The organism is Mycoplana ramosa (assembly GCF_041930185.1).
Lineage (GTDB): Bacteria > Pseudomonadota > Alphaproteobacteria > Rhizobiales > Rhizobiaceae > Mycoplana > Mycoplana ramosa.
Map to the genome: position 1 here is coordinate 1 of NZ_JBHEEW010000018.1, position 14613 is coordinate 14613.

Consider the following 14613-nt stretch of genomic DNA (forward strand, 5'->3'; position numbering starts at 1 on the left):
GAATGAGCTACGATGAGCCGAAAATCCTCTCTTCTCGATTAAGCCACTTCTGTCTCAAAGGCGCTGATCCGGAACAGTCTTGCCCGAGCCGGACGGACCAAGCAGCGAGAGAAATTCCCCGCGCTTGACCTCCAGATCGAGCCCTTTCACCACGGTCAGCGCACCGTAGCTCTTAACGACATTCTCGTATCGCGTAATGATGTCCCCGGCCATCAGGCGATCCCTTCATGGTTGGCCGGAAAGCGGCAGCTGAGCCTGAAGCGATCGGCGAATTCGACCCAGCCGCCCCTGCCCTCGCTGTCCTCCGCCTTGCGGCGCTCGGCGACGTAGAAATAGGAGGTGGGCCCGCGCAGCCCGAAGGCGGCCGCGTGCCAGACGCCCGGCGCCATCACCAGCGCCGTTCCCGGCTTCAGCACGAATGCCCGCGCCTCCAGCGCATCGGGCCTCTCGACGCCCGTTGCGTCACGCGTACCGGTCGCCACGACCTGCACCAGCTCGCCGTCGACCGGAATGACGATCTCGGTCCCCGGCTCGCGCTCCATCGAGCGGATTTCCGGGTTGCCGCCGCTTGCCTGGACGAAGCCGACCCACTGCCGTCCGGCGCTCAGTTCGGCGCATCCTTCCCAGCATCGCCACCACTCCCCGGAACTGGTGGCCGGACGCCCGTCAAACACGAGCGCCCTGCCGAAAACGGCGGCGGTTTCGGGCCTAAGCATCTCTATCTCGATCTCGCGCAGGATGCTCATTAACGCGGGCTCCGGCGCGGCGCGGGCGAGAAGGCCAAACCGGCCACGATCACCAAGTTGCAATAAGGAATGCACTCACCCGTCCGGATGATGCCTTTCACCGACTTGGCGTGTTCCTTGAAGGTGACGTGGGGCTCGTTCTCGACCTCGATCGACTCGCCCGACGCAGCGGCGGCGCCGGCAATGATGCGATGAACTTCGCTGTAAACCTCCGGGCCATGGTTCTGCATTTCGGAATCGATGATCACCTTTTCGATCGAAAGCTCTTCGGCGATCACCGAAAACACGTCGGTCAGGCGCGGAACGCCGTGGGTGAGGCAGATGTCGTAGCGCAGGTCCTTGGGGATCGGCCAGCCGGCATCGACGATCATGATCTTGTCGGAATGCCCGAGATCACCGATCAGGGCCGTGAGGGGTCCGTTCAAAAGCGCGCCGTGCCGCATGTTGTCTCGTCTTTCCTGTTGGGGATGGCCTGGCCATCCGGCAGTCGTTGTTGGTCAGGTTGATTTCTGGGTGTAGCTTTCGGCGCGACGCCGCAGGAACTCGCCCAGGATCAGGACGAGCACAGCAAAGCCGACCAGCATCGTCGCCACCGCCAGAATGGCCGGGCTGAGATGCTCCCGAAGGCCGATGAGCATTTCGCGCGGTATCGTCTTCTGGTCGTAGCCGCCGATGAACTGTATCACCACGACCTCGTCGAGCGAGGCCGCGAAGGCAAAGATCGCACCTGCGAGAATGGCCGGCCGGATCAGCGGCAGGGTTACTTTCCAGAATGTGTAGAGCGGACCGGCGCCGAGCGTCGCCGACGCGGAGACAAGACGCCAGTCAAAACGCTGCAGGCTCGCCCGTATGGTGATCACAGCAACGGGTGCCGCCAGCACGGTGTGCGCAATTATGACGGCCGTGTAGGTGCCGATCATCTTGAGATCGGAGAAGGCGGAGTACAGCCCGCCGGCAATGATGACGATCGGCACGATTTGCGGCAGCAGGATGAGCGCCGCCCATAAGCTCTTGAGCGGCGTGCCGCTTCGCGAAAGGCCGAGCGCAGCCAACGTTCCGAGCACGGTCGACAGGGCCGCCGCCGAAAGCCCGATGAACATGCTGTTCTTGAGTGCCAGCATCCACTCCCGGTCCGCCAGGACCGCGGCATACCAGCGCGTCGAAAAGGCGTTTGGCTCCAGCGCAAGCATCTCGGGGGTGTAGAAAAGATACTGGCCCGCCGTGAAGGAGAGCGGAATGATCACCAGCAGCGGCAAAGCGAGAAAGACCAGACCGAGCAGAGCCCATATTTTGACAGCAAGTCTCATTGTTGCATCCATCCCGGTCAGTTTTTCTGCTCGGCCTTTGGCGAAACCGCGCGCAACACCAGCGCGGCCGCCGCAATGACCAGGAGCAACATTGTCGCCAGTGCTCCTGCCAGTCCCCAGTTCAGAGACTTGGAGAAATTGTAGGCGATGAGATTGCCGATCAGGCTACCGCTCGGACCGCCGACGAGCTCTGGCGTCAGGTAGAAGCCGAAGGACAGCACGAAGATCAGGATGCCGCCCGCCAGGACGCCCGGAAGGGTCTGCGGCAGGTAAACGGTCAGGAAGGCGCGCAAGGGTGTAGCGCCGAGTGTGAGGGCGGCCTTGAACAGCGACGGTTGCACGCGGTTCATGACCGCATAGGTCGGCAGCACCGCATAAGGCAGCAGGACGTAGGACATCACCACCACGGTTGCGAAGAGGTTGTGCAGGATCTGCGGTCGGTTCGCATCATCGACAAGGCCGAGAGCCACGAGAACGCCGTTGATGATGCCACCGGACTCCAGAAGGACGATCCAGCTGGCGATCCTTGCCAAGAGCGGCGTCCAGAATGGCAGCAGGACCATGCCCAAGGCGATGGCGAACGCAACGCCCCGCGCATTGGCGAGATAATAGGCGATGGGATAGCCGATGGCGGTGCACACGCAGACCACGAGAAGCGCGACCATGATCGTGCGCATCCAAAGGCGCAGGTAGACCTGTTGGCCCTCCGGCTTAACCTCGACCGAGATCACAGCCGTGGGATCGCCGGTCCTGAGATCAAGTGCATTGAAATAGTATTCAGGTATCACCGGTTTGGTCGCGAGGCTTATCGCGCGCCAGGTCTTCAGGTCAACCCAGCGCTTGTCCACCTGCTCGAATGCCGCGCGGGTCGGCTCAAGACCGGCAGCGCTTGCGGTGGTCTTGCGGATGAGGCTGTTCATCCCGCCCTGGAAGAAATTGAGCCTTGCCCCGAGCTTGGCGATGCTGCCCTTCTCGGTCTCCCGGATTAGATCCCTGCCAAAGGCGGCGAAGACGGCGTCGCCTGGAACCTCCGCCCCCTGCCATGTCTCGAGCGCCGCGGCCGTTTCAGACAGGGACTGGGCAATTTCGCGATTGTCGACGCTGAGGATGACAAATCGGAACAACGGCACGATCAGGAACAGCACGATCAGCAGGGCGAGCGGCGCCATCAGCATCAGACCGACGACAGATGTCCGCCGGATCCGCCAGGATGAGGCTGGAAAATGTGTCAAGGAGTTTGCGATAGAGGCCATCAGCGCACGTTCACCAGCTCGTTCGGACGGGGCGGGCCCCGGATATGTTCCCGGAGCCCAAGGGAGGATGGATCAGAGGCCTGACTTCCAGGCCATCCAGCGTTCGTTGACCTCGTCCTGGTGGTTCTGCCAATAGTCGGAACCCATTTCGAGATAGTTGGTCATGTTGGCGGGCGCGGTGGACAGATAGGGGCCGACCGTCGTTTTGCCGTCTTCGGACCATGGCTCGTTCGCCATGATCTTCTCACCGGCCGACTTTCTCCACGGAGCGTAGGGAATGTAACGAACGGTTTCGGCGATGTTATCCGTGGCAGTAGCGAACCGCAGGAAGTCCTTCGCCGCGTCGAGGTGCGGGGCGCCCTTCAGCACGACGAAATTCTGGAAGTCCATGATCTGGCCGTCCCAGACCTGCTCGATGGGCGCGCCTTCCTTAACGACCGCATCATAGAAGCGGCCGCTCCAGCCGGTCGACATGACGACCTCGCCCTTCGCCAGCAACTCCGGCGGCTCGGCGCCCCCGTTCCAGAACACCAGGCCGCCGTTCTTGTCGTCGTGCAGCGTCTTCAGCTTGGCAAGTGCGCGATCCACAGCCTCTTCGCCGTTTTCCTCCAGGTAGCTGTAGATCTCGTTGGCCGGCACGCCATCAGCCATGAGAGCCATTTCGATGGCTTGCGTCGGGCTGCTCCAGATGCCCCGCTTGCCCGGGAACTTTGTCGTGTCGAAATAGTCGGCGATGACGGTCGGCTTCGCGTCGGAAAACGCGTTCTTGTTGTAGGCGTAGGTCCAGGAATAGATAACGGTACCGACGGCGCAATCATTTGGACGCTTGATCAGGTAGTCGTCGACGCCGGCACCGTTCGGGGCCGCTTCGGTCACTTCGGCAAGGTCGATCTTCTCGAAGATGCCTTCTGCGCAGCCGATGTTGGAATCAGCATTGTTCATGTCGACGACGTCCCAAATGACGTTGCCCGATTCGACCTGCGAGCGCACCTCGCCCAGACCACCGGAATAGACGTTCCAGTTGATCTTGTTGCCGGCCTTTTCATAGGCTTGCCCATAGCCAAGTTCCTGGCTGCGCTGGTAAGCGCCACCGATCGAGGTCACGTTGACTTCGGCAGCGACCGCCCAGCCGGCGCTCGTTGCCAGAACGGCCGCGGCCGCACTGCTCAACATCAAATTTCTGATCATTATTCCCCTCGCTTTGCTCAACACTTATTGTGGCTGCCTATTGTCACGCCAAGGTGGCAGCGGCAGCATCTGTCCGCCCTGACATTCGAATGAACCGTTCGATTTCCATAACCGATGCGCGCCCGCTACGCGGGCCGACGAGTGTGGTCGAGCGAGCCGCCGCGGCATTTGCGAAATGCGCCGATCGCTCGACGGACCATCCGGAAGCACGGCCGTAGAGATAGCTCGAGTTGAACGTGTCGCCGGCGCCGAGCGGATCGACCGCCGATACGACATGACCGGCGATGGTGACGCTATGCCCATGTGGCAGGTGAATCTCGCACCCCTCCTTGCCGAGCGTCAGGATCACTTCGCCGCGCGTGCTGTCGAGCAATTCTCCGATTGCCCTCTCGGTGGAGGCCTCACCACGGAACTTGGCGATGCTCTCATCATTGAAGGAGACGAAGTCTGCCGCCGAGAAGGCCCACCAGTCCTCCTTCGCGGACCGGAACGATTCCGCCTCGACATCGATGAACAGCCTGGCGCCATTGGCGCGTGCTTGTGCAAGCACGTTGCCGATGTTGGCGATCCGCCGCAGGTGGGCAATCGTGGAATAGATGAATTTCGCTCCGGTGAAGACCTCGTGCTCTTCGTGCGTCAGGGCAAAATCGTAGCCGGGATCGATGATGATCAGCGTCTTCTCGCCGGCATTGCGCTCACTGAGGAAATTGTAAGCATACGAATTACTGAACTGCGGCGAGCGACGCACCAGACGCGTATCGATGCCATTCGACGTCATTTCGGCCAGGATCGGATCCGCGTCCTCGTTGTCCTGCAGCGGCCCCATCAGCGTAGGCGGCAAACCGTAGCCTGCGTAGATCGATGCCGCGTTCGGGATCATGCCGCCATAGATCCGGCCGGCCGGCACCCCGTTGATCTTCTGGCCCTCGCTCGGCCAGTACTGGCAGCGGATATAGTGGTCGACTGCATGACTGCCGAAAAAGACCACGGTGTTATCGCTGGTGACGGCTTCGGACATGGCATCCTTCTTGAACACATGGCGCCTGGAGGCGGCACACCCGGCGGCATTCATCGACGGCGCTGGGTGCTTCTTTGCGGGGAGATTGGCAGCGGCGCGATTGCCTAACAAGCGATAAGACCTAACTTGTTGCGTTAGCCCAGCTTACGCAATCACGTCAAACATTTGGCGATTGCGCCGAATATCGTTCCGATTTCGCGTGTAGGTCAGCTTTCGCATACAACCGCGAAAGATTTTTTTGACAGATCCGATTGGGCGTGCTCTCTGCAGAGAGCATCACAGGCGCTTGTGCACCGGGTGCAGTCATGGCTGAAAGGAAAGACAGCAGTCGGGACATGATGGCGCTTACACACTTCTCGCTGACTGCCCTGCGTTCCTTCGAGGTTGCCTCGCGCCACCTCAGTTTTACAAAGGCCGCGGAAGAACTTTTCCTGACGCGCAGCGCGATCAGCCAGCAGATCAGCCTTCTCGAAGGGCAGATCGGGGTGAAGCTGTTTCACCGTATCCACAGCAAACTCGTGCTGTCCCGTGAAGGCGAGTTGCTCGCCGGCGTCATTCGGAAATCACTGCTCAATATTGAGAGTACGCTCGACAGCATCCGGTCGAGCGATATCACCGGCAAACTGGTCGTCGGTTCGTTGCCATCTTTCGGCGCGAAGTGGCTGGCACCGCGGATATCGCAGTTCGGCGAACTTTATCCGAAAATCGAGATCAGGCTCCTGTCATACGTCAGCCTTGACGACGTCATCTCGAACGGTGTCGACATCGCCGTCAGTTTTGCACGCGAAACGCAGCCGGGCATTCGGCAGGAGATCCTGCTGCAGGATGAGATCTGGCCGATCTGCGCCCCCTCCATTCTTCGTGCCGACCAGCCGGTCAGAACGTCGGCCGATCTCAGACACTACCCCATCTTGCACACCACGCTGGAAGGACTGGACTTTGGCGCGAGTTGGGACGGCTGGCTCGCCGAACTGGGCCTGCCGCCCTTCCCAACGCACCGGGCCATTTCATTTTCGCGGGCCTATATGATGATCGAAGCCGCCACACGCGGACAAGGAATTGGCATAGCGATGCGCTCTCTGGTCGAACAGGACGTCAACAGTGGCAAACTTCTACGACTGTTCGATTTTAGGGTCGAGGCCAGCAAACTGATTGCGTTATTTTATCCGGAGGCGGCAGAACATAGGCCTGCGGTAAGGGCATTTACCGAGTGGATCCACGGACAGATCGAAAGAGGAATGTGAACTCAAGGGCTATGGTGCTTTTGGTGATCCATGTTGGAGAACCGCGTCTTAGCAAAGGGAACAGACTTGGGGCGGTGAACCAAACAGTGCAAGTCGTCCGCGGTGATCGCTATTTCGCGCCTGGGCGCTCCTCGTTGAGGCTATGCAAGAACGCCTCAAGCGCGGCGATTTCCCTGCCCTCCAAGCCGAGCCGCTGCAATTCGGAGCGTCCGGCAGGCGCTGCGGGTGCCCGATTGTAGTGCTCGAGAACGTCGGCCAGTGTCCTGATCTGCCCCGCATGCATGTAGGGCGGCCGCAGCGCGACGTTGCGCAGCGACGGCGTCTTGAATGCGCGCCCCGCTTCGCGTCCGTCCGTGGCCATGAAGCGCAGCTCGGCGCAGTCCTCCGGACCGGCATCGCTGTATCGTCCGAGACAGTTGAACGGATCCGACCTTACCGAGCGAACTCCTGCGGCGCGTCCGTTGTCCTCAGGCAACCCGGGCACCGCCGGCACACCGGTGTTGTGGAAGTGGTTGTCGGTCAGCAGGGGGCCGTTGTGGCAGTTGACGCAGTTGCCCTTGCCGATGAACAGGCGCAGCCCGTCCAGTTCCTGCGCCGTCAGGATCTGCTCCTGCGGACCAGCGCCGCCCGAGAGGGTGGAGGCGTATCGGTCGAAGCGGCTCTTGCCGGGCATGATTCCGCGCTCGAACGCCGCGATGGCCTTGCCGAGGTTTGCGAAAACCGTGTTGACGGCCTGACGCTCGTCCGCGCTCATCGCCTCCCAGGCCTCGACCGTTTCCTTCGGGCCCGCGGGCGCTGCGTGCTCCGGCAAGCCGTCCAAGGTTGGCAGCGGGCCAAACACACGCTCGTACGGGCCGCGGTAACTTTCGCCGACCAGCCGCGCGAGGGCCGTGCGGTCGGTTCCCTGCTCGACCGGGCTCTCCAGCGGGCCGAGCGCTTGCGACCACAGGCTGTCCTTGCGCCCGTCCCAGAAGAGCCACGGGCTATAGGCCATTCCGGCGACTGGCATGGCACGCCGGTTGGTGGTGCCGACGCCCTTCGAAAGCGGCAGTCCGTCCTGGAACTGGAGGTCGGGCTGGTGGCAACTCGCGCAGGAAATCTTGCCGTTGCTGCTCATGCGGGCGTCGAAAAACAGCGCCTTGCCGAGCGCGGCGGCCTCCGGATCGTCTGCCACCCGGTTGGACGGATCGGCAGGCAAAGGCGGCAGGCTGTCGAGGGAGAGCGAGGCAATCAGCCGCACTTCCTCCGCCGTCCAGTCGGGCGTTGCCTGGCTCCAGGTCGAGAAACCGGCAATGGCAAGGGCGAGCCCTGCCACGCCGGCGCTGGCTGCCGCAATCAATCTGGCGCTGCGCATGACGATCCCTCAGAGCACCAGGTTGAAGACGGCTTCGTCGTGCCCGGCAACGCCGTCGACTTCAACCTTTATGGTCCACCAGCCTGGCATATTGAATTTCATTCCCTCGACCAGGTAACGGCCATCGCCGAGATACTTCGTGACCTTCGGAACGGTCGGCAGGCCATGGCCGTGCTGCGGCATGCCGCCGTCGACCGTGATCGACGCGCCTTCGACGGGAGCGCCCGTGGCCGTGTTGAGACGGACGGTCCAGCTATGCATCCGGCCCACGGTGACCGGCTCGATATTGGCGTTGATCGAAGCGCGGTAGATCCCGCCCGCCGACAGCTTGCTCAGCGCCAGGTCCAGGTCCTTGGGCGGCGACATCATCATCATAGCGGCACATGCGCCGGCCACCAGCAGACCGGCCGGAATGCCGAACCACAGAGCACGCTTCAGGGTTTTCGAAGTTTCCATGTTGATCTCCATCGGTTCAGTTGGGCGTGCCGATAGAGGAATTGCCGCAGGCGGGATTGAACGTAGCGGCTAACGCAAGATCAATATCGTGAAACCGCTCATGCCAGCAGGCGGTCGGCCTGAACCGTCTGGTCAAGTCGGAGAGAGGTGGGGGTTATTCCCATCATGCGACGGCAGGTGCGTGTCAGATGCGCCGAGTCCGCGAAGTTCGCGGCATGGGCGGCCTCGGTCCAGGATGTTCCGCCAAAGCCGAGCCGGAGGGCCCGGTTGAGGCGCGCCCAGAGCACGTAGGCGCGAAAGGCAACGCCCGTCTCGGCCACGAACAGATGGCGGAAGCGGCCTTCGCTCAGACCGGCGACCCGGGCCATTTCGGCCAGCGTGAGCGGCTCGTCGAGGCGACGCACGATCTCCCCGATCACTGCCAGGACGCGCGGATCGGTGGGACGCTCTGCCGGCTGCGATCCGGCAAGCTCAGCCAGTATCCGGCGCGCGCACTCGCCCAGCACCTGGTCATCGGAGCCGGCGTTTAAATGATCGGACAGGCTGGCAGCGAGGCTGTGCGCCTCAGCCGCATCCAATCTGCAGATGTCATGCGCGCCAAAGCGCTCCAGGAGTCGGCGTCCGATCTGCGACTCGGGCTCGACGAACAGATGGGCCATCTGCCTGCCGGGCGCCTGGAACAGATGGGTGAGGTTCGACGGGATCAGCGCGGCCGGATACTTCTGCCAGGGCAGCGACGGGTGGCGCTTGAACTCGACCGGCCCGCTGATGCCGACGGCCAGTTGGATGGCGTGATGGGCGTGGCTGTCAATCGGCGCGACGGCCATGCCGATCCAAAGGGACCCGCCTTCCCAGAAAATCACCCGACCGATGCCTGAAACGTACATTTTGCGCCCATGTTACTGCCAAGTGGTGAGATGTTGCCACAGAATGGAACCGGCGCCCATCGAATCGCGGGCTGATTTCGCCCAATAGGCCACTGAACGGGCCGCGGCGCTCGTCGCAAAAGCAAGGCAGCTAGTCGGACGGGCTGACACCCGGCACGATTCCCAAGAGGAACGCTTTTATCGCGCCTCATAAAGGCTCGCCGGTTCGCACCGCCCCCTTCGAGAGCTTGGTTCAAGTCATCGCTGGATTCGGTATTTGAATTCTGTATGTGCCGACATTCGGCACCATTGGCGTTGTTTTTTTTGCCAAATCGGCCGCAGCTCCAAAAGGTTGAGCATCTCAACCTGCAGCAGCCTCAGTTCTCCTGGGAACTCCCCCTGGAATTCTACCGCGGTCGCCAGCTCGCCGATCATAACGCCGCCGTCGGCGACCTTTTGCCTTTCTCCAAAACCGAGAAATGGAACGGTCAAATTTAACTGATTAGATACTAAAATTCCAGCATACCCCCGATCCCAAGGATCAGAAGCACCAACCTCATGCGGCCGGTACAAAGTGCCGCAATGGTGGGCGTGAATCCAAGAATATCGGAACGACTCAAGCCAAAGGACCGACCTAATATGTTCGGATTGCTCCCGAGTACTCGTGCCCAAATCCAGGCCCTTGAAGTCATCACGGCAAATATAATGATCGCCGATGAAAGTCTCAATATTCGTTACATGAATTCCGCTGTTAAGGAATTGCTCAAAGAAGCAGCTGATGACCTAAAGAGGGAGCTGTCACGCTTCGACTTCAATAAACTGATCGGCAGTAACATCGACATTTTCCACAAGAATCCAAAGCACCAGCGAAACATGTTGGCGGGCTTGAAGACCCAGCACAAGGCGACGATTTCCGTAGGTCATCGCGTATTCGACCTAATCGTCACGCCTCTAAAATCCGGCTCGAAAAACAGTGGTTTCGTCGTTGAGTGGACCGATGCGAAGGAGCGCTTGCAGAACCTTGACTACGAAGGACAGCTAAAGGCGGTGAGCCGCGCACAGGTCGTCATCGAGTTCACGCCTACAGGTGAAGTCGTTGCCGCCAATGAAAACTTCCTGGCAGCGACCCGCTATTCGCTCTCTGAGATAAAGGGAAAGTCACATCGTCTTTTTCTGGAGCCTGGCTCAGCTGGAGATAAAGAGTTCTCGTTACTCTGGGCCGAACTGCAGTCAAATCGCCCCTGGATTGGCGATATCATCCGATACGGAAAGGACGGGCGTGTCCTAAGCCTCAACGCATCCTATAATCCGATTACTGACGAAAAAGGCAAGGTAATCAAGGTGGTAAAGTTTGCCACCGATGTCAGTGACCGCGTCCATGCCGTGGACACCATCGGCAGTGCTCTCAGCAGCATGGCGCAAGGTGACCTTGCCTTTACTCTTGAAAAGCCCTTTGCGACCGACTTCGAGGCGTTGCGGACCAATCTAAATGCCACCGTAAGGCAACTCGCCTCCACGCTTGGGGCGGTTGCAGCGGCTACGGACAGGATTGACACCGGTACGCGCGAAATAAGCACCAGCGCGGACGACCTGTCGAAGCGGACCGAGCAACAAGCGGCATCCCTCGAAGAGACTGCAGCAGCCCTCGACGAAATTACTGTGAACGTCAACAATGCTCTGAAAAGGACCGAGGACGCTCGGAACGCCGCACAGATCGCCGATAGCAGCGCGACATTGTCCGGCCAAATTGTGGCAGAAGCCGTAGGCGCTATGGCGCGTATCGAACAGTCGTCGAGCCAGATCTACAATATTATTGGCGTGATCGACGAGATTGCGTTTCAAACCAACTTGCTTGCGCTCAATGCCGGTGTCGAAGCTGCCCGCGCTGGTGAGGCCGGCAAGGGCTTTGCTGTCGTGGCCCAGGAAGTCCGAGAGCTTGCACACCGTTCCGGGCAGGCGGCAAAGGAGATCAAGGATCTGATCCGCAAATCCTCCGAAGAGGTCAAAAGCGGCGTTAAGCTCGTAAACGAAACCGGCGATGCGCTGAAAACGATCCACGACAATATCGTTGACGTTAATGACCATATGCAGGCGATCGCAAACTTCGCGCGGGAGCAGGCAGTGGGTCTTTCAGAGGTGAACTCCGCAGTCAACCAGATGGACCAGGTGACACAGCAGAATGCCGCTATGGTAGAAGAAACAAATGCCGCAAGCGCCACACTGGCAAAGGAAACGCAGCGCCTGCGCGAGCTTATTTCGCGCTTCATGCTGGCACAGCAGGGCAGAACTGCTCCCGTCGCCGAGCCAGCGCGCTTTGCCGTCACCAACACAACGGCTAGCCGGCGTCCGCCAATCGTTCGTCGTGCTGCCACCCACGGCAACACTGCACTTAAGCAGGACGATTGGCAGGAATTCTGACGCCCGATCCCCCCCTGTGAGACCTTTCGACAACCGCGGCGACGTTGCATCGGCGGTTCCTCCTGCAACACGACGGACTGCGTCGTCGCCAATCAGATCGCCCATGTCATCGCCGCAGCCGGTGCGCTGCATTTCGCTATGTCGGTTATGGTCGTTGAGCTGAACCCGTGGTCCTATATCGAGCTGGTGATCCGACCTCGCCTGGCGTCTCGTGCGCACACTTCCCGCCGGAGAAGGGCGCGGCCAGTCGTTTATTGTTTACGACATCCATGACAGACCTTTTGAACGACGCCCGTGCGGTCCAGCGAGAGAACTCAGATGTGACGTTCGCAAGCTCCAGTTTCTGTCTCAGTGGGACGTGTATAACACTCCACCTCATTTCAAACCCGTTCACCGTCGTCCAGCCTCTGCAGAAACAAGGATGCGCTGCCTCTGTACGCCTGTTTTTTCTCCGGGCTCATACGATCCCACGCGGCAAAGGTCTGGGTCAGACGACGGTTCTTCGAGAGGCTATTTGCATTTCGAATAATGAAGTCCCAATACAATGCATTGAACGGACAGGCGTCCTTGCCGCTTTTCTTCGAAACGTCGTATCGGCAACTGTCGCAGTAGTTCGACATGCGCGCAATGTAGGCGCCGCTTGCCGCATAGGGCTTGGACGACATGAAGCCGCCGTCCGCAAACTGGCTCATGCCGATGACATTCGGCAGCTCCACCCATTCGAACGCGTCGGCATACACAGCCAGATACCATTTGTGTAAAGCGTAGGGATCTAATCCTGCAAGCATCGAGAAATTTCCGACGACCATTAGACGCTGGATGTGATGCGCATAAGCGTGCGTTATCGTCTGTGTAATGACGGACGCAACACAGGCCATGTCCGTATCGCCCGTCCAGAAAAAATCTGGAAGTGGCCGTTTTGCATTGAAAATATTACTCTTTTTGTAGCCCGGCATCTTCAGCCAGTAGATGCCGCGGATGTACTCTCGCCATCCGATAATTTGCCGGATGAACCCCTCGACGGAATTGAGGGGTGCCCGTCCCTCCAGATAGGCGCGCTCTGCCATCCGACATATCTCGAAAGGATCCAGAAGACCGATGTTGATATAGAAGGACAACAGCGAGTGGTTGAGAAATGGCTCCTCCTTCAGCATCGCGTCTTGAGTTTCGCCGAAATCAGGCAGGAAGTCCCGCACAAATGCATCTGCAGCTTTTTGCGCATCGGCGCGAGTCACGGCAAAGGAGAACCGGGCCGTCGATCCCATATTGTGGGCAAAAATACTCTCGACGAGGGCAAGGACATCCGCAGTCACCGTGTCCGGCGGGAAACGCGGATGCGTTGGGCGGAAGAGGTCCGGCTTGGCAGGCTTGCGATTGTCTGCGTCAAAGTTCCACCGGCCCCCTTCCGGATCCCTTCCATTCATGAGCAGACCGGTGCGGCGGCGCATGTCGCGGTAAAAATATTCCATCGTCAGCGAGCGACGGCTTTGTGCCCATGTTTGGAATGCCTGCTTGGACAACAAGAACCGGGTGTCGGCGCGAATTTCCACCGGCAAGCCAAACGCCGATTGCCAGGACTCCATCATTTCGAGAACACGCCATTCGCACGCTTCGGTGGCGATTATGCGCTTTGGCGAGGTCGCCGCGACGGTGCGGGCTAATTCTCCGGTGAACGAACCCGCATTGTCGGGATCGTCCAGCGCAACATATCGCACCTGGAAGCCTTTTTCGCGAAGCTCGATGGCGAAATGGCGCATGGCCGAGAAAATCAGCGCGATCTTCAACTTGTGATGATGTGCATAGGTGGCTTCCTGCATGACCTCGCACATCAGGATGAGATCTTGCTCGGGATCAGCGTCTTCAAGGCTTGAAAGCGATAAAGTCAGCTGGTCGCCGAGTATGAAGATGAGATTGCGAACCTTTCTCATGAGAAGGGACCTTGCAAACTGCCGATATTTGGAGGACGCGCGCCGTGGTTACCAGGCGATCGAGGTTCCGTCATAGGCGAAAAAACCGTCGGTACGGTCTGGAGCCAGACCGTCGAGCGTCCGCAGGATACGGCGCGCGGCATCATCGGGTTGGAAGCGCCTGTGGCCCGCGGAGAACGGAGCGGACAGCTCGGTTTCGACGGTGCCTGGATGCACGGCAACGATCAACGATGACGGGTTCGTCCGAGCAACTTCAATTGCCGCGGTGCGGACAATCTGATTGAGAGCGGCCTTTGAGGAGCGGTAGGAAATCCATCCTCCAAGCATGTTGTCACCAATTGAGCCCACGCGCGCCGACAAGAGCGCGAAGATCACGCGCTTTTTCTTTGAAAGCAGCGGCACGAAATGCTTCAGAATCAACGCCGGCCCCACAGCGTTCACCGCAAACTGCTGCATCATCGTGTTTCGCGAAATCTGGCGAAGCGACTTTTCTGGCCCGACCCCGTTCAGTGTGAGCGCTCCGGTGGCGCAGAAAATCAGATCGAACGAATCTGACGCGAACCTGTCCGCAGCGGTCCTCACAGAGTCCTCGCTGGTAACCTCAAACCCATCGTTCCGACGCGACAGGCAAGCAACCCTGGCGCAGCCTATGTCTGCCTCCAACTGCCGCGATACAGCGTTTCCGATACCCCCGCTTGCGCCAATGACTAACGCAGAATATCCAACCGACAGCGATTGCATCAGCGTTTCGGTCATTGGGGTCCCATTCGATTGTACTTAAGATCGGCGATTGAATTCATCGCGGACCAATTGGAAAAATGTTGCCTACCTGTCT

General features: G+C 59.8%; 14 protein-coding genes and 1 pseudogene. 2 read left to right on the top strand and 13 right to left on the bottom strand.

Features of this window, described 5'->3' with window-relative positions; genetic code table 11:
* Positions 1 to 75 precede the first annotated feature (75 nt).
* The 7 genes and pseudogenes from JNC62_RS19615 to JNC62_RS19645 form a co-directional block, all read right to left on the bottom strand.
* Positions 76 to 213 (bottom strand): annotated as a pseudogene (locus tag JNC62_RS19615) (Fe3+/spermidine/putrescine ABC transporter ATP-binding protein); the annotation flags it as partial.
* Positions 213 to 746 carry an ureidoglycolate lyase gene (locus tag JNC62_RS19620; protein WP_374841033.1) on the bottom strand — a complete coding sequence of 178 codons (534 nt, stop codon included), beginning with the start codon at positions 744 to 746 and terminating at the stop codon, positions 213 to 215. The pseudogene JNC62_RS19615 and the gene JNC62_RS19620, both read right to left, overlap by 1 nt.
* Entirely contained in the window at positions 746 to 1189 is a 444-nt protein-coding gene (rbsD, locus tag JNC62_RS19625; protein WP_374841035.1) for a D-ribose pyranase, read from the bottom strand. Before rbsD ends, JNC62_RS19620 begins: the two co-directional genes overlap by 1 nt.
* A gap of 54 nt (positions 1190 to 1243) precedes the next feature.
* Positions 1244 to 2053 (bottom strand): ABC transporter permease, encoded by an 810-nt coding sequence (locus JNC62_RS19630; protein ID WP_374841036.1) that lies wholly within the window; start codon positions 2051 to 2053, stop codon positions 1244 to 1246.
* Positions 2054 to 2070: 17 nt separating this feature from the next.
* Entirely contained in the window at positions 2071 to 3285 is a 1215-nt protein-coding gene (locus tag JNC62_RS19635; protein WP_374841038.1) for an ABC transporter permease, read from the bottom strand.
* A gap of 93 nt (positions 3286 to 3378) precedes the next feature.
* On the bottom strand, positions 3379 to 4479 hold the full coding sequence (locus JNC62_RS19640) for an extracellular solute-binding protein (RefSeq protein WP_374841040.1): 1101 nt from the start codon (positions 4477 to 4479) through the stop codon (positions 3379 to 3381).
* Positions 4480 to 4537: 58 nt separating this feature from the next.
* Positions 4538 to 5512 carry a carbohydrate kinase family protein gene (locus JNC62_RS19645; protein ID WP_374841042.1) on the bottom strand — a complete coding sequence of 325 codons (975 nt, stop codon included), beginning with the start codon at positions 5510 to 5512 and terminating at the stop codon, positions 4538 to 4540.
* A gap of 305 nt (positions 5513 to 5817) precedes the next feature.
* Here JNC62_RS19645 and JNC62_RS19650 point away from each other — a divergent pair, with 305 nt between their 5' ends.
* Entirely contained in the window at positions 5818 to 6756 is a 939-nt protein-coding gene (locus JNC62_RS19650) for a LysR substrate-binding domain-containing protein (RefSeq protein WP_374841044.1), read from the top strand.
* Between the two features lie 109 nt (positions 6757 to 6865).
* Here the strand turns inward: JNC62_RS19650 and JNC62_RS19655 are convergent, their stop codons facing one another.
* The 4 genes from JNC62_RS19655 to JNC62_RS19670 all read right to left on the bottom strand — a co-directional run bounded on the left by JNC62_RS19655 (position 6866) and on the right by JNC62_RS19670 (position 9924).
* Entirely contained in the window at positions 6866 to 8110 is a 1245-nt protein-coding gene (locus JNC62_RS19655) for a cytochrome-c peroxidase (RefSeq protein ID WP_374841046.1), read from the bottom strand.
* Positions 8111 to 8119: 9 nt separating this feature from the next.
* Positions 8120 to 8578, bottom strand: coding sequence for a FixH family protein (locus JNC62_RS19660; RefSeq protein WP_374841047.1), 459 nt, complete (start codon positions 8576 to 8578; stop codon positions 8120 to 8122).
* 86 nt (positions 8579 to 8664) lie between these two features.
* Entirely contained in the window at positions 8665 to 9453 is a 789-nt protein-coding gene (locus JNC62_RS19665) for a helix-turn-helix transcriptional regulator (RefSeq protein ID WP_374841049.1), read from the bottom strand.
* A gap of 237 nt (positions 9454 to 9690) precedes the next feature.
* Positions 9691 to 9924: a hypothetical protein gene (locus tag JNC62_RS19670; protein ID WP_374841051.1), complete on the bottom strand. Its 234-nt coding sequence runs from the start codon at positions 9922 to 9924 to the stop codon at positions 9691 to 9693.
* Positions 9925 to 10071: 147 nt separating this feature from the next.
* On the opposite strand from JNC62_RS19670, the gene JNC62_RS19675 reads away from it, so the two are divergent.
* On the top strand, positions 10072 to 11850 hold the full coding sequence (locus JNC62_RS19675) for a methyl-accepting chemotaxis protein (RefSeq protein WP_374841052.1): 1779 nt from the start codon (positions 10072 to 10074) through the stop codon (positions 11848 to 11850).
* A gap of 380 nt (positions 11851 to 12230) precedes the next feature.
* Here JNC62_RS19675 and JNC62_RS19680 read toward each other — a convergent pair whose 3' ends face one another.
* Together JNC62_RS19680 and JNC62_RS19685 are read right to left on the bottom strand one after the other, a co-directional pair.
* Positions 12231 to 13778: a cryptochrome/photolyase family protein gene (locus JNC62_RS19680; protein ID WP_374841054.1), complete on the bottom strand. Its 1548-nt coding sequence runs from the start codon at positions 13776 to 13778 to the stop codon at positions 12231 to 12233.
* 48 nt (positions 13779 to 13826) lie between these two features.
* Complete coding sequence (locus JNC62_RS19685) at positions 13827 to 14534, bottom strand: SDR family NAD(P)-dependent oxidoreductase (RefSeq protein ID WP_374841056.1); 708 nt, start codon at positions 14532 to 14534, stop codon at positions 13827 to 13829.
* Positions 14535 to 14613: the final 79 nt, after the last annotated feature.